General features: G+C 47.3%; 12 protein-coding genes. 8 read left to right on the forward strand and 4 right to left on the reverse strand.

All coding sequences use genetic code 11. From position 1 onward, the window contains the following. Positions 1 to 197: 197 nt before the first annotated feature. The 3 genes from AEST_RS00240 to AEST_RS00250 all read left to right on the forward strand — a co-directional run bounded on the left by AEST_RS00240 (position 198) and on the right by AEST_RS00250 (position 5319). Positions 198 to 1889 carry a DUF927 domain-containing protein gene (locus tag AEST_RS00240; protein WP_008606199.1) on the forward strand — a complete coding sequence of 564 codons (1692 nt, stop codon included), beginning with the start codon at positions 198 to 200 and terminating at the stop codon, positions 1887 to 1889. Positions 1890 to 1941: 52 nt separating this feature from the next. Beyond that, positions 1942 to 2271 carry a helix-turn-helix transcriptional regulator gene (locus AEST_RS00245; protein WP_008606200.1) on the forward strand — a complete coding sequence of 110 codons (330 nt, stop codon included), beginning with the start codon at positions 1942 to 1944 and terminating at the stop codon, positions 2269 to 2271. 345 nt (positions 2272 to 2616) lie between these two features. Beyond that, positions 2617 to 5319, forward strand: a complete 2703-nt coding sequence (locus AEST_RS00250; protein ID WP_008606201.1) for an ATP-dependent DNA helicase — start codon at positions 2617 to 2619, stop codon at positions 5317 to 5319. 274 nt (positions 5320 to 5593) lie between these two features. On the opposite strand, the gene AEST_RS00255 is transcribed toward AEST_RS00250, so the two are convergent. From AEST_RS00255 to AEST_RS00270, 4 genes are all read right to left on the reverse strand, one after another. Then, on the reverse strand, positions 5594 to 6769 hold the full coding sequence (locus tag AEST_RS00255) for a YbfB/YjiJ family MFS transporter (protein WP_008606202.1): 1176 nt from the start codon (positions 6767 to 6769) through the stop codon (positions 5594 to 5596). 93 nt (positions 6770 to 6862) lie between these two features. Beyond that, positions 6863 to 7354: a YbhB/YbcL family Raf kinase inhibitor-like protein gene (locus AEST_RS00260; protein WP_008606203.1), complete on the reverse strand. Its 492-nt coding sequence runs from the start codon at positions 7352 to 7354 to the stop codon at positions 6863 to 6865. A 98-nt stretch (positions 7355 to 7452) separates the two neighbouring features. Beyond that, the gene (trxC, locus tag AEST_RS00265) at positions 7453 to 7875 is read right to left on the reverse strand and encodes a thioredoxin TrxC (protein ID WP_008606204.1); all 423 of its coding nucleotides are present in this window, start codon (positions 7873 to 7875) and stop codon (positions 7453 to 7455) included. A gap of 132 nt (positions 7876 to 8007) precedes the next feature. Continuing rightward, on the reverse strand, positions 8008 to 9789 hold the full coding sequence (locus AEST_RS00270) for a DEAD/DEAH box helicase (RefSeq protein WP_008606205.1): 1782 nt from the start codon (positions 9787 to 9789) through the stop codon (positions 8008 to 8010). Positions 9790 to 9951: 162 nt separating this feature from the next. On the opposite strand from AEST_RS00270, the gene mioC reads away from it, so the two are divergent. The 5 genes from mioC to AEST_RS00295 all read left to right on the forward strand — a co-directional run bounded on the left by mioC (position 9952) and on the right by AEST_RS00295 (position 15128). Further along, positions 9952 to 10413, forward strand: a complete 462-nt coding sequence (mioC, locus tag AEST_RS00275; RefSeq protein ID WP_008606206.1) for an FMN-binding protein MioC — start codon at positions 9952 to 9954, stop codon at positions 10411 to 10413. A 452-nt stretch (positions 10414 to 10865) separates the two neighbouring features. Continuing rightward, positions 10866 to 12755, forward strand: coding sequence for a tRNA uridine-5-carboxymethylaminomethyl(34) synthesis enzyme MnmG (gene mnmG, locus AEST_RS00280; protein ID WP_008606207.1), 1890 nt, complete (start codon positions 10866 to 10868; stop codon positions 12753 to 12755). 16 nt (positions 12756 to 12771) lie between these two features. After that, positions 12772 to 13398: a 16S rRNA (guanine(527)-N(7))-methyltransferase RsmG gene (rsmG, locus tag AEST_RS00285; RefSeq protein ID WP_008606208.1), complete on the forward strand. Its 627-nt coding sequence runs from the start codon at positions 12772 to 12774 to the stop codon at positions 13396 to 13398. A gap of 31 nt (positions 13399 to 13429) precedes the next feature. Continuing rightward, on the forward strand, positions 13430 to 14227 hold the full coding sequence (locus tag AEST_RS00290; RefSeq protein WP_008950599.1) for a ParA family protein: 798 nt from the start codon (positions 13430 to 13432) through the stop codon (positions 14225 to 14227). A gap of 25 nt (positions 14228 to 14252) precedes the next feature. Next, a complete protein-coding gene (locus AEST_RS00295) occupies positions 14253 to 15128 on the forward strand; it encodes a ParB/RepB/Spo0J family partition protein (RefSeq protein WP_008606210.1) in 876 nt (291 codons plus the stop codon). Positions 15129 to 15179: the final 51 nt, after the last annotated feature.

Raw genomic sequence — 15179 nt, forward strand, 5'->3', positions numbered from 1 at the left:
TAACGAAAAAATTTGGCATGCCAAATTCTTGATTAAAAAACAAACTAAAATTCGCTTTAAAAATCAAAAAATCCGCGTTTTTACTAGCTTTAAAACCCTCCCGAAATCTCACCTACCTTTTCACTGCATTTATTTTCTTAGTCATGTAGTTTGATGAAAATTATGTAGTTTGATGAAATAAAGGAAGCAATCGGAACATGTTCGAGATATTAAGCAACGGGTTATTTATCAGTCAACAAGACGGTGAATCGAAATTTCTCTGTGGTCCGATCCGGGTACTGGGAATTACTCGCGATTCTGATAATCGCAGAAACTATGGTCTACTTATTGAGTGGATAAATCTGGATAACAAAACTATTCGTCAGGTTTTTCCACGCAAGCAAATAATCAATGAAAACGGCAGACAGCTGAAAGAAGTGCTTGTAGATACAGGTCTCGCAGTCTCAAACCGGGCTCGTACGTGGGAGCATATAATTACTTTCCTTAACCAATCCACCCCGAAAGCTCGTCTGATTAGTTCATCGCAGACTGGTTGGCTTAATCATAGTTTTATCACGCCAGATTGGTGTATTAGCAAAGAACATGAACCCGTTATTTATTCTGGCAGCCGCACGGAGTTGATGTCATCGAAAGGCTCACTTGAGAGCTGGCAAACCTCTGTTGCTCCACTGTGTTTGAACAATCCAATGCTAATTTTTAGCATTTGTTCCGGTTTAGCGGCTCCACTGCTTTACTGGCTGAATTGGCCAAGCTGCGGTGTTCACCTTTTTGGCAAATCAAAAATAGCAAAAACTACTGTGCTTAATCTGGCGGCCAGTCTGTATTCCAATCAAGACTACGTTTACAGCTGGAGATCTACAGCTAATGGCTTAGAGATAATTGCGTCAACTCACAATGATATGCTGCTTTGCCTTGATGAACTGCATCAGGTGAATGCTGAAGATGTCGATCAATCAATCTATATGCTTGCAAATGGTATGTCGAAAATCCGCAGTAACCAGGACGGTTCACTTGGTGAAAAGCGCAAGTGGCGACTTTTGTATCTCAGTACTGGTGAAGTTGGCTTGGAGGAAAAACTTTCAACTATTCAGAAAAATGTTAAAGCTGGACAAGAGATACGCTTTTTGGAAGTGCCGGCAACCAGAAAGTTTGGCATCTATGACGATCTTCATGGTTGCGGCTCTATCCATGAGTTCTCCCAGGCCATTTGGAATGGTATCAACCTTAATCACGGTTCCGTATTCAAAGCTTGGATCGAATATCTCAGCATGACAGAAAATCTGCCATCAATTTTGAGCAACGAGATAACCGAAATGCTAAATCATTGGCGACAAGCCGGAGACGGTAACCAAGTCACAGAAGCAGCGAAAAGATTTGCCTTACATGCTGTAGCGGGCGAACTGGCAATCTCTGCAGGTTTACTTCCTTGGCCAACAGGCACCGCAGAGAATGCCGCAAAAATTGCTTTTGAATCATGGTTGGATACTAGGGGCAGCAATGTAGATTCAGAAGATGAGAAGCTCAAAAAAAATCTGCCATTAGCATTAAAACTTTGGCGCAGAAAACTGCTACCTGAAGGCAAACCTCTGCAAGATAACTATGGCTACATCATAAAAGAGAGGAATACTCAGGCTTGGTACCTGACACGAGATGCTTATAAGGCAGGGCTTAATCTCGAATTCAAAGACCACTTTTCGCAATCCGTACAATACATGGTTAATCAGGGTTGGATGGAAACTAGTGAAGGTCGTGGCACCTTCAAGCGAGTTATTTCCGGTGGCCCAGCAGGAGGCCGATATTTCAAAATACTGCCCAATAAAATAGTCAGAGACTTAGCTCTTGACGAGATGCTTTCCCAACCAATATTCCCAAATTATGAGCATGATTAATAAGGGGTTTCCCTTATTCCCAGTTTCCCACGAGATTAAAAGGAACCCGACAATGACAGAAAAAAATGAACATTCTGCTTTACGTGATAACACCCAACGAAATAAACCAAACGCTGCTGCGGAGGTAATGATGTACGGTAATTTAAATAACAAAGCAGTTTTAAATGTGGCTGAATGTTCAGCTTTCACAGGGCTGAGCGTTAGCTATATCTACAAGCTTACGCATACCGGTAAAATTCCGCACTCTAAGCCAAACGGTAAGCTGGTATTTTTTGACCGGAAAAAAGTTGAAGAATGGCTACTTAGTAACCCTGTTGAAACTGAAGCTGACAGAACTCATTTCGTCGCACAGAAAGTCAATTCGTTAAAGCTAAGAACATGATGGCATCCCGGGCAGATTATTAGATTGCTTCAAATAAATCTGCCCGGTCAGCAATTTGGTATCTAAAATCTACAATTTTACCTTAGTCGTCATTGGTTAGTAATGAACAGGTATGAACTGTAGCGCCTCAATATCTAATTATTAAACGTTACCAAAACACAATTCATAAAATATCTGAATAGACTTCGTATGTGAAAAATACTTGTTTTGGGTAATTAAATCATTGTTTTTTTCTCTACACATAGTAGTGTGGTAATAAAAGCACATGAATTTGATGAATATTTTCTATCCGCGAGAGAGACAGGGATGTTTTAAGACGTCATTAATATGGGAGCATAGCAAATAATGACAACGGTCAATAATCAGATACTTAGCGCTAACCAAGCGATCTGCCAAAACATAGCACTTCTTGTTGACCAACGAAAACTACTCTCGCAAAACGTGCTTTCTCAACTACGAAATCTAGTTGAGGGAATAGCAGTCCATCTTCACACGGGTTCATCAGACACTGAATTTAATTATGAAGTCATCGGGCCTGCTCTAGAATTCATAAGAGGCAGAGGAAAATTAAACTTTCTCAGTAGATTTCACAAATTAATTCAGAAAAGCGCTTCTCACTATACCTATGACGGAGATAACTCAGAACGACTTATGCTTAAATACTATGAGTATTTGCACCGTGTCCGCAGTCTACTAAGTGATGAAATTGGTCTTGATGTTCTTACAAACCTAGAAGCCTTCCCCTTAGATCTTGATCCATCATTAAGGGAATACCATGAAAAAATAGCTGAGAGAATTGGAACGTATCAATTTAAAAATGAGGGTAAAATCTCTCCAGAACGTTACTACATACACAAAACTCGCCCTTTTTTTTGCAATGGTCAAATTTTTTATGAAGTAACCTTCTATCGCGCTATAAACAAAGTGAATAAGTTTGACCGAATTATAGCCTTCACCAGTATTGATATCATTGATAACCACGCAGCTATGTTGGAGTTGCAACGGGACTCGATTCAAGTAATTGGTCAAACAATGCCGATAACCATCATCCGGTCTTGGGAAGTTTCTATTCGACCTTGTGAATTTGACAATTTTGCACGCCTTTTGGGTGTTTCTCTGAAAACCAGGACAAACTCAACAGAGTATCACCACTTAATGCACTGCCTAACAAATGGAGTGGATAGCCTTCTTGATGTTGTTACTATGTCTGATAAAGGTTACCAAGCAGTAAGAGCGGCTGCGACTTTTAATCTTTCAAGCCCACAGATTTTCAAAGTTTTGGATGAGGCTCGTCGAATAATTAGATCACGTTGCCCTGGCCACAATGTCCTTCGTTATCTAATGCTTAATATGAATAACCAAATCCTCAAATCCCAATATTGGAGTGATAATTGTAAGCGACTATCCAACCTGAAACTGAAGTATGGATGCGTGCCTTTTGACGATATGCCTTTTTGCACATCACTTCCGGGGCACAATCCACGATTCTGGGATCTAGTTGAAAGCTTAGATGCCACAGAACGGAAGCACGAACTTCTTGCTCGGTTTGTCAAGAATAACGTAGAACGTGATGGCATACTTTATACACCAGTTGAAGATCTTAAAGACTTTGGAGATGTTAAAAACCTAGTTCTAATATACAACAACAAAATATATTACAAGCACGCTCATCGTCACCTCATGCTTGATAAGGGACATGTCTTCGTCACCGGATATGAAAATGAGACAGTATCGATCATTGAATCGCTTCAAAAAAGCGCTGGTTCAGGAATAGCAGGTTATAAACAAGCTGTCGAACGTTGGCTAAGTGAGGCTCCTCGCGGTATTGATGATAATGTGAAAGCAGAAGCGCTTAAACAGCTATTTGTTCAGTCTTGTGTGGCGCTTATTTATGGTGCTGCGGGAACAGGAAAGTCGACGATGTTAGATCACATAGCGCGCCACTTTAATGATAAAGAAAAATTATTCCTTGCGCATACAAATCCTGCAATCGACAATTTACAACGCAAAATAACTGCACAAAGCTCAGAGTTTCGTACAATTCGTAGCCATACGTCCAGAAAAGCAAACCCTAAACAGTACGATCTACTCATAATTGACGAATGTAGTACGGTAAGTAATGCTGACCTGCTAAAAGTCTTAGAAAACACTTCGTTTAAACTACTTGTTCTCGTAGGTGATGTTTACCAAATTGAGTCCATTCAATTTGGTAACTGGTTTGGAGTCATTCGTTCATTTATTAAAAAAGACTCTGTGTTTGAATTGATGACCCCCTTTAGAACTCAAAATAAAGCTCTTTTAGATTTTTGGAGCAAAGTTAGGAATACAGAAGATGATATCGCAGAGTTCATAGTTAGAAACGGGTACTCGACGTTACTAAATAATTCACTTTTTGAAATGCAAGCACAGGACGAGATAATACTATGCCTCAATTATGATGGTCTCTATGGAATAAATAACATCAACCGTTTTCTACAAAGCAGTAATCCAGGCAAAGCGAGTACATGGCGCGAGTCTACATATAAAGTAGGCGACCCAATACTGTTTTCCGATACCGAACGGTTTAGGCCTGTTATCTATAATAACCTTAAAGGGTGGATTACGGGCATCGCTCAAGCTCCTGGTTGGATTCAATTTGACGTACTACTTGATCGACCGTTAAGTGAATTCGATGTTTTTGGAAACGATGAGCTAAAGTGGATAGCTGAATCCACAGTACAGTTTACTGTATATGACCTGCCCGGAAGTAGTGATGAAGATGACGACTCTTTGAACACCACAGTTCCATTTCAAGTAGCGTATGCAGTGTCTATACATAAAGCCCAGGGTCTTGAGTATGACTCGGTAAAAATTGTCATCACAGACGCAAATGAAGATGATATATCACACAGTATTTTCTACACAGCTGTGACTCGTACGAGAGAGCGGTTAAAAATATTCTGGACGCCTGAAACCCAACAAAACGTCCTTAAAAAGCTATCTCGCAACGCAAATACAAAGGATGTTTACCTAATTAAAAATCGCCGAAACCTTATTCCGGTTAGTTAACAGTGAGTTGAAAAAAACTGACTTACAGAATTACAAAACAATTGAAAAGCAAAGCGCGTGAACAGAACCTTCCTTTAACGTTCCGCTCCACCGCTTAACTAAACTACAATTCGAGCGAGATGAATAACCCTATTTTCCTTTATTTGACTTGCATGATATATTTTAATGCGAAAACGGCCCACGAATAAACCACCAAGAACGCTTCAAACCATTGTTTTTATTTTATTTTTCACTTTCTGCATCGGGAAATAGCGCGGTCAATAGCATTAAGCCACTACTGCAGCTGCGCTAAGGTCTGATCGGTGCGTTTTAACCAGTAAAGCAAGAGTGCGGCCAGTGCAACAAAGCCGGCCGCCAGCAGCAAGCCGGGTTGATAGGAACCGGTGGCTTTGGCCAGAACGCCGGTAATGGCCGGTGCAATCACCTGGGCTAAGCCATAGGCCAGCGTTAATTTTCCCATTAACCGCGCGGGCTTGGTCGGGTATAAACGCCCGGCCATGGTCAGTACTAAGCTGACGACCCCGATAAAGGTCGCACCAAAGAGCGCAGTACTCAACAGTACTAGCCAAAGTCCGGGCACGGTCAGCGGCAAAGCGATAGCAAGGGTTTGTAATAGCAGCGCCAGAATAATTGCATTCAAAAAACCGAGACCTCTGGCCAGCAAATCCCATATTAATACCGCCGGCGCCGCCGCCAAGCCCAGCAGCACAAAAGCCAGATTGCCGCTGCCCGTGAGTCCCGGCAGCCGTTCAACGATAGTAACAATAAAGGTTGCAGTGACGACATAGCCGTAGCCGGCACCAAAATAACTGAATAACATTAGTCGGATAAAACGACTGCCCGGCTCAGGCTGCATAGCGGTCTGTTGCTGGCTGGTACTGGTTATAACCGGCAGTGGTAACCAGCGCCAGGCCGGTACCGCCAGCGCAACGCCGAGTAAGGCGAATAAATACCACTGCTGCCGCCAGTCAAAATCCAGCTTGAGCATCAGCTCAACCGCCAGTGCAGCAAGAGCAATCCCCAGCCCCAGCCCGGCAAAATGAACCCCAAGCTCGGCCCTTAGCTTGTGCTGCAGTAACCAGTGCAGGATTAACCCGGAAGCGATCAGCATCGAGCCGGCACTGCTAAGCCCGGCCAGATAGCGCCAGAATGCCCAGAGCAAGATATTTTCGGTCAGCGCCATACCAAGGGTGCTGATAATCGCTAACAGCAAACCAAAGCGATACAGGCGGTCTTTTAGTGCCAGCGAGTTCAAGCTAGCCGCCAGTAAGGCACCGCTCATATAACCAAGGTAATTTACCGCGGCCAGATAACCACCACTGGCATCATCCAGCATACTTTGTTGCTGCATCAATGGCAGTAAAGGGGTATAGGCGAAACGCGCCACTCCGAGACAGAGTAACTGACTGAAAAAGCCGGCCAGCAGAACTTTCAGGCGTAATGACAGCAAGAGGAAGTCGCTAAGATCCTGGTAAACAGGATCTTAGCTTAGGCGATCCAAGATCCGCTGGCTATGCGGCGATAGTCTTAATGCGGAATCGAATTAACGGGCATAAGTCGCGGTAAGGGTCGCTTTCGCCAATGCCATCGCATTTAGCATAAAGCCGACCACCGCTGCACTGGCGCCATCCGGTGCGGGTAAGGTTTCTTCCGGTAAGGCCCAGACCGTAAATTGATAGCGATGCATACCATGACCTTCCGGTGGGCAGGCGCCACCAAAGTCTTTGCTACCATAATCGTTGGTAAAACTGCGGCTACCCGGCGGTAAGCTGCCTTTACCGGCACCACGCGGCAAACCGGTAGCGGCCGCCGGAATATCGGTAACCAGCCAATGCCAAAAACCCGAACAGGTCGGCGCATCCGGATCAAACACCGTTACCGCAAAACTCTTGGTACCTGCAGGTGCATTCTGCCAGTTCAATGCCGGCGAAATATTGGCGCCGCTACAACCAAAACCATCAAATTCCTGATCTTTTGCCATAAAATGGCCTTCTTGCAGATCCGGACTACTCAGACTAAAACGGGTGTTACTCATTATTCTCTCCCAGGTTTAGAGGCTGGCCTTACCTTACGCCGCGACAAGACGCAGATCAAGTGATCGGGCCAACGCCGGTAGTAAGTGGCCGCTTACTTTCAACTATAACGCTGTAGCCATTGATAGAATTGCGCCTTAGGTAAAGCACCGGCTTGCTGTGCCAGCACCTTCCCCTGGTGGAGCAGCATAATGGTCGGGATCGAACGAATAGCAAAGCGCGCCGCCAGACTTTGCTGTTGTTCGGTATCGACCTTGCCGAAACGAAAGCGCGGCTCCAACTCTGCGGCGGCAGCGGCAAATACCGGCGCAAAACTGCGGCAAGGGCCACACCAACTGGCCCAGAAATCCAGCACCAACGGCAGCTCAGACTTTTCAGCATGGGCGGCAAAATTCGCTGCCGTCAGTTCCAGTGGCTGGCCACTGAACAAGGCATGTTTGCATTTACCACAACGGCCGTCCTGCAGCGGGCGATCGGCAGGTAAGCGGTTGAGCGCATGGCAATGGGGGCAGGCAATAATCATCGGCAGTCTCCGCAACAGGTGATAGTGCAGATATAGGGTGATCGGACACAAATTTAAAGACGCGATAATCTACAACAGACAGAAAAAAGCCCCGGCAAGCGGGGCTTAAACAGTTAAGTTATCGCAAAATGATTATTCACGCGGTTTGCGTGGAGCCCGTGGCGCTGCACCCGGACGCGGGCCAGGGCCAGAACGGCGTTCACCAACCGGTGCAGCACCGGTATCGACGGTAATATTCAGTTTTTGCTTACGCACATACACCTTTTTCAGATGCTGGAAAATCTCATTCGGGATATTCGCCGGCAGCTCAACAGTACTGAAATGGTCAAACAATTTGATATTACCGATAAACTGGCTATCAATATTGGCTTCGTTGGCGATAGCACCCACGATATCACCGGCGCGCACACCGTGCTCTTTACCTACTTCAATGCGGTAAGTGTTGTAATCACCCTGCAGCTCTCGACGCTGACGCGGACCGCGCTCTGGCCGATCACCGGCCGGACGGTCGCCAAAGCTACGCTCCGGACGATCACGGCGCTCACCACCACGATCATTGCGTTCAGCGCGGGCATGCGGCTGACGTAATTCCGGGAACTGTTTAGCCACATTTAACGGCTGATCTTTCTGTGCCAGATATAACAGTGCGGCCGCCATATCAGCATCAGTGGTTTCCAGCTTGTCACGCCAGTCGTTAATTAAATCAACAAAGAAACTCAGATTCTGGGTTTCAATGGTTTGCGCCAGTTGGGCACGGAAGCTTTCAATCCGTTTTTGCTCAATCACCTGACCAGTTGGCAGGTTCATTTGCTCGATCGGCTGCTTGGTCGCATATTCAATAGTGCGCAGTAAACGACGCTCGCGTGGCGACACAAACAAAATCGCCTTACCTTCACGGCCGGCACGACCGGTACGGCCGATACGGTGTACATAGGCTTCGCTGTCATAAGGAATATCGTAGTTCACTACCAGGCTGATACGCTCTACATCTAAACCACGGGCGGCAACGTCAGTGGCGACGATAATATCCAGCTGACCGGCTTTCATGCGGCGGATGGTTTGCTCACGGTGTGCCTGATTCATATCACCATTTAAACAGGCTACCGCATAACCGCGGGCACCCAGTTTTTCAGCAATTTCTTCGGTAGCACTTTTGGTACGCACAAAGACAATACTGGCATCATACTCTTCACCTTCCAGCAGCCGGGTTAACGCATCCAGCTTCTGGTTGGCATCCAGCATCACAAAGCGTTGTTCAATCCGCTCCACGGTGCTGGTTTTCGAGGCGATCTTAATTTCTTCGGCATTGGTTAGATGCTTCTGGGCAATAGCGCGGATCGGGGCTGGCATTGTCGCAGAGAACATCGCCACCTGACGACCGGCAGGCGTCGCATCCATAATGGTTTGCACATCATCGATAAAGCCCATCCGCAACATCTCATCGGCTTCATCCAGCACGATGGCACGTAGCTTATCCAGCTTCAGGGTGCCGCGATCCAGGTGATCCAGGATCCGGCCCGGTGTACCGACAATAACTTGTGAACCGCGTTTCAGCGATTTCAACTGATTGGTATAGCTCTGGCCACCGTATAACGGCAACACATGAAAGGCTGGCATATAGCGGGCATAAGCCTGAAAGGCTTCGGCGACCTGGATCGCCAGCTCGCGGGTTGGCGCCAGTACCAGAATTTGTGGATCATTCTGCGCCGGATCTAACCGGGCTAATAATGGCAGGGCAAAGGCGGCAGTTTTACCGGTACCGGTTTGCGCTTGGCCAAGGACATCCTCGCCAGCTAATAATTTGGGGATGGCAGCCGCCTGAATTGGCGATGCGGTTTCATATCCAAGTTCGGTGACAGCACGTACCAGGGGCTCCGGCAGCATTAGCTGGGAAAATGACATAGAGTCAGACATACTTTGTTTTAACCTCAATAACACGCAGGCTCAGTGGTCGTGCAATTGTCGTTTCTACTATGCCTGCAATGCAGTAAAAACGCGAAATCGAATAAACAGCGCTAGCGTTATTCAATTTTATTCCAGTAGTATAGCCAATCATTTCACTGGCAAGAGGCACAAATGATCGAAATCCTCGTCGGCAGCCAAATGGGCGCAGCGGAATATGTGGCAGAACAAGTTGCTGAAACACTGGTACAAGCGGGCTATGACGTTACAACGCATCTGAAACCCGAACTCAATCAGCTAAACCAGCATGCTATCTGGTTAGTGATTACATCCACCTATGGCGCAGGAGATCTGCCTGATAATATTCAACCCTTTGCGGATCAATTAGCACAAGATCAGGGCGATCTTACCACACTTTCTTATGCTGTGATCACTTTAGGTGATTCCAGTTACGATACTTTTTGTCTGGCAGGGGCGAAAATCGCCGCGCTACTGCAACTAAAGGGCGCACGTTGTCTGTTACCTGGGCTGGATATTGATGCTCAGGATCCAGAGCTACCAGAAGATCAAGCCTTGGTCTGGCTTCCACAATTTATCAACAGCTTATCCGGATCCACAGACGCAGAAAACGCCTGACGATCTCAACTTAGGATCCGGCAAAACCCTATCAGCCCTGGCTTTGCCGATCTTATGATCCTGTTATCCTCAAATTACCCACAAAGAATACCAATTCGCTAGCCCCCTGTTGATAACCGTGCTGTTTAATGGCTAACAAGCTGTATTTATCCAAAATATAACTTTATTTAAAAGCGACTATGTGGATAAGTAAGGATCTTATCCAAGGGTTAGATCCGCTCAGATCCAAGCTTGATCACAGGATCTGATCCTTAATAAGCTACTGATCCTTTTTATAAAAAATGCCTTATCCACCGCAAAGCCCTTAGCTAATAAGAGTAATAACAGAAAAGATCTAAAAAGATCCTATATATATTAATCGGGATCCGGATCCGGTTTTAGCCATTTCACTCCGATGCGGATCAGGCTACAATATGTGCCCTATTTTTTATTGGTAACAGATCGAGGCAAGCATGCTCTATCAGGAATCTTTCGATGTGATCGTCGTTGGCGGTGGCCATGCAGGCACTGAAGCCGCGCTGGCTGCAGCTCGCACCGGTTTGTCTACCTTATTGCTGACACACAATATTGAAACCCTGGGTCAGATGTCCTGTAATCCGGCCATTGGCGGTATTGGTAAAGGCCATCTGGTAAAAGAAATTGATGCCTTAGGTGGCGCTATGGCCATTGCAGCAGATAAAGGCGGGATCCAATTCCGTACCCTGAACAGCTCAAAAGGCCCGGCAGTCAGAGCCACCCGTGCCCAGGCTGATCGCCAGTTATACCGGGCTGCAATTCGCCAAATGCTGGAAAACCAGCCTAATCTGAAGATCTTCCAGCAAGCCTGTGATGATCTGATCGTAGAGCAGGATCAGGTCAAAGGCGTGGTTACCCAAATGGGGTTACGCTTTGAAGCCAAGGCTGTAGTACTGACAGTCGGTACCTTTTTAGGTGGTCAGATCCATATTGGTTTAGAGCAGTTTGCCGGTGGCCGTGCCGGTGATCCGCCGTCGATCGCCCTGGCCAGACGTTTACGGGAACTGCCATTTCGGGTAGATCGCCTAAAAACCGGTACCCCACCCAGAATTGATGCCCGTTCCGTAGATTTTTCTGTGATGCAGGCGCAACCTGGTGATACCCCTACTCCGGTTTTCTCATTTTTAGGCAAGCAAAGCGATCATCCGACACAGATCCCTTGTTTTATTACTTACACTAACGAACAAACGCATCAGGTGATCCGCGATAATCTGGATCGCTCACCGATGTATACCGGTGTCATTGAAGGCATAGGGCCACGTTATTGCCCATCGATTGAAGACAAAGTCATGCGTTTTGCTGATAAAGATAAACATCAGATCTTTATCGAGCCGGAAGGCCTGACGACTCACGAGTTGTATCCAAACGGTATCTCCACCAGTTTGCCTTTTGATGTACAGCTGTCGATCGTGCGTTCAATCAAGGGTATGGAAAATGCCTATATCACCCGACCAGGCTATGCCATTGAGTATGATTTCTTTGATCCACGCGATCTGAAAGCAACACTAGAAACCAAATTTATTAAAGGTTTATTCTTTGCCGGCCAGATCAATGGCACAACCGGCTATGAAGAGGCTGGCGCGCAGGGCCTGCTAGCCGGTGTTAATGCGGCCCTCTATGCCAAAGAACAGGAGGGCTGGTCACCCAGCCGCGATCAGGCGTATCTCGGCGTACTAGTTGACGATCTGACCACCTTGGGTACCAAAGAACCATACCGGATGTTTACCAGCCGTGCTGAGTACCGGCTGATGTTACGTGAAGATAATGCCGATGCCCGCTTAACTGCCAAGGGCCGCGAACTGGGCTTGGTTGATGATATCCGCTGGGCAGCCTTTAACCAGAAAATGGAACAGATCGAACTGGAGCGGCAGCGCTTACGGCAAAGTTGGATCCATCCGCAACATCCAGCCTTAGCAGAGGTTAATACGTTACTGAAAACACCTCTGACCCGAGAAGCCAGCCTGGAAGAATTGATCCGTCGCCCGGAAGTCACTTATCAGCAGCTACTGGCCATTGATAGCTTAGGCCCGGTACTGGCGGATCCGGTAGCGGCAGAGCAGGTTGAGATCCAGATCAAATACGAAGGCTATATCAACCGGCAACAGGATGAGATCGCCAAACAACAGCGTAATGAAGAAACGCGGCTACCGGCTAAGTTTGATTACAGCCAGGTAAAAGGGTTATCAAACGAAGTGGTCACCAAATTAAATCAAACCCAGCCGGAGACGGTAGGGCAAGCATCACGGATCTCCGGTATTACCCCGGCGGCGATTTCGTTATTACTAGTTTATCTGAAAAAGCAGGGTTTACTGCGTAAAACCGCTTAAGCGGAATTAAGGATCTATGGCTGAGTTGTTATCTAGGTTGCGCACTCTGGTCGCGCAAAGTGATTTAACCTTATCAGAGACACAGTTAGCGCAATGTATTCAGTATGTTACGCTATTAGATAAGTGGAATAGCGCCTATAACCTGACATCAGTCCGGGATCCGGAAGAGATGCTGATCAAACATGTGTTGGATAGTCTGGTAGTAGCCCCTTTTCTGATTGGCCAGCATTTTATCGATGTCGGTACCGGACCGGGGTTACCCGGGGTGTTGTTGGCAATCTATTACCCGGAAAAGCAATTTACCTTGCTGGATAGTCTGGGTAAGCGGATCCGATTTTTAAATCAGGTGAAAATGCAGTTGCAGCTGCAGAATATCCACCCGCTGCAAAGCCGGGTTGAAGATCATCAACCGCTGCAGGGTTATGACGGTGTGATCAGCCGGGCATTTGCCTCTTTGAATGATATGCTGAATTGGTGCCGGCATTTACCGACACCAGACGGCCGCTTTTTCGCCATGAAAGGGGCAGCGGTGCAAGAAGAAATTGCAGCTTTGCCGGATTTTGTTAAAGTAGACGCCATCCATCCGTTGCAGGTACCGCAACTGGATGCGCAGCGGCATCTTGTGGTGCTGAGCAAAGCCTAGCAAGCAAAGTCTGAACAGCAAGAGGGAAGCCGTGGGCAAAGTCATCGCAATCGCAAACCAAAAAGGTGGAGTGGGTAAAACAACCACTGCGGTGAATCTGGCTGCCTCAATGGCGGCCACCAAGCGCCGGGTGTTGTTGATCGATCTGGATCCGCAGGGTAACGCCACCATGGGCAGTGGTGTTGATAAATACGAACTGGCTGCCACCGCCTATGAATTACTGATTGATGAAAAACCGCTGGCGGAAGTCGTGGTAAAAGACACCAGCGGCGGCTATCACCTGGTTGGCGCTAACTCCGATGTCACTGCGGCTGAAGTCCGGCTAATGGATGTGTTTGCCCGCGAATTACGTTTGCGTAACGCCCTGAAAGCTTACAAAAACAGTTACGACTATATTTTTATCGACTGTCCGCCCTCGCTGAATATGTTAACCGTGAATGCAATGTCAGCCGCTGACAGTGTGTTAGTACCGATGCAATGCGAATACTTTGCACTGGAAGGCTTAACGGCGCTGGTCGATACCATCAACAAACTGGCCTCAGTGGTTAATCCGGAACTGAAAATCGAAGGCATACTGCGCACCATGTACGATCCGCGCAACCGGCTCGCCAACGATGTTTCCGAGCAGTTAAAGCAGCATTTTGGTGACAAAGTCTACCGCGCGGTGATCCCGCGTAATGTGCGTCTGGCTGAGGCGCCCAGTTTTGGCGCGCCGGTGATGTATTACGATAAAAGCTCTACCGGTGCCAAAGCATATCTGGCGCTGGCCGGTGAAATTCTGCGTCGTTCCGAAAAGAAAAAGCCTGTTGCCGGTGCGGTCGCTCAGTAACAGCATATAAGGATTATTTAATCGCATGTCTTTGAAAAAACGTGGTTTAGGTCGTGGACTTGATGCGCTGCTGACTGCCAGTAAACCTGCCGCTGCCGCCCCTGCCCGCGAACATTCGGAGCTTCAAAAGATCCCGGTTGAGTTTTTACAGCCCGGTAAATATCAGCCTCGCAAAGATATGTCGCAGGATGCGCTGGAAGATCTGGCCAATTCAATTAAAGCCCAAGGTGTGATCCAACCGATAGTGGTGCGGCCCCTGGCTGAAAACCGCTATGAAATTATTGCCGGTGAACGGCGCTGGCGGGCATCGCAGCTGGCGCAACTGGCCGAGGTGCCTTGTTTGATCAAGGATGTGCCGGATGAAGCCGCAGTCGCCATAGCGCTGATTGAAAATATCCAGCGTGAAGATCTGAACGCCATGGAAGAAGCCGTGGCGCTGCAGCGCTTACTGACCGAATTTGAATTAACCCACCAACAAGTTGCTGATGCGGTCGGTAAATCCCGGGCCGCAGTAAGTAATCTGCTACGGCTAAATCAATTAAACGACGATGTGAAACTACTGCTCGAGCACGGCGATATCGAGATGGGGCATGCCCGTGCGCTGTTAGCACTGGACGGTGATGCCCAGTCTGACGCCGCCAGACTGGTGGCAGCAAAGCAGCTGACAGTGCGCGATACCGAAAATCTGGTGCGCCGTATTCTGGAGCCGGCACCGGCGAAAACGCCGCGTGAAAAGGATCCGGATGTTGCCGCACTGGAGCTGAAACTGAGTGAGCATTTTGCGGCACCGGTACAAATTGATTACAACAAGAAAGGTAAAGGCAGTTTACTGATCAGCTATAACAGTCTGGATGAACTGGACGGCATTTTGCAGAAACTGAAAGCCCAGCAAAACGACTAGTGGCGTTCTGTTTACAAATCAGCGACAGGACTACAGTTGTAGCCGCTTTTT

The sequence above is a fragment of the Alishewanella aestuarii B11 genome, from assembly GCF_000280055.1.
GTDB lineage: Bacteria > Pseudomonadota > Gammaproteobacteria > Enterobacterales > Alteromonadaceae > Alishewanella > Alishewanella aestuarii.

Excerpts from the sequence above, each read along its gene's own strand:
- AEST_RS00240 (WP_008606199.1), top strand. The coding sequence starts at position 198 with ATGTTCGAGATATTAAGCAACGGGTTATTTATCAGTCAACAAGACGGT.
- AEST_RS00245 (WP_008606200.1), top strand. The coding sequence starts at position 1,942 with ATGACAGAAAAAAATGAACATTCTGCTTTACGTGATAACACCCAACGA.
- AEST_RS00250 (WP_008606201.1), top strand. The coding sequence starts at position 2,617 with ATGACAACGGTCAATAATCAGATACTTAGCGCTAACCAAGCGATCTGC.
- AEST_RS00260 (WP_008606203.1), bottom strand. The coding sequence starts at position 7,354 with ATGAGTAACACCCGTTTTAGTCTGAGTAGTCCGGATCTGCAAGAAGGC.
- trxC (WP_008606204.1), bottom strand. The coding sequence starts at position 7,875 with ATGATTATTGCCTGCCCCCATTGCCATGCGCTCAACCGCTTACCTGCC.
- AEST_RS00270 (WP_008606205.1), bottom strand. The coding sequence starts at position 9,789 with ATGTCTGACTCTATGTCATTTTCCCAGCTAATGCTGCCGGAGCCCCTG.
- mioC (WP_008606206.1), top strand. The coding sequence starts at position 9,952 with ATGATCGAAATCCTCGTCGGCAGCCAAATGGGCGCAGCGGAATATGTG.
- mnmG (WP_008606207.1), top strand. The coding sequence starts at position 10,866 with ATGCTCTATCAGGAATCTTTCGATGTGATCGTCGTTGGCGGTGGCCAT.
- rsmG (WP_008606208.1), top strand. The coding sequence starts at position 12,772 with ATGGCTGAGTTGTTATCTAGGTTGCGCACTCTGGTCGCGCAAAGTGAT.
- AEST_RS00295 (WP_008606210.1), top strand. The coding sequence starts at position 14,253 with ATGTCTTTGAAAAAACGTGGTTTAGGTCGTGGACTTGATGCGCTGCTG.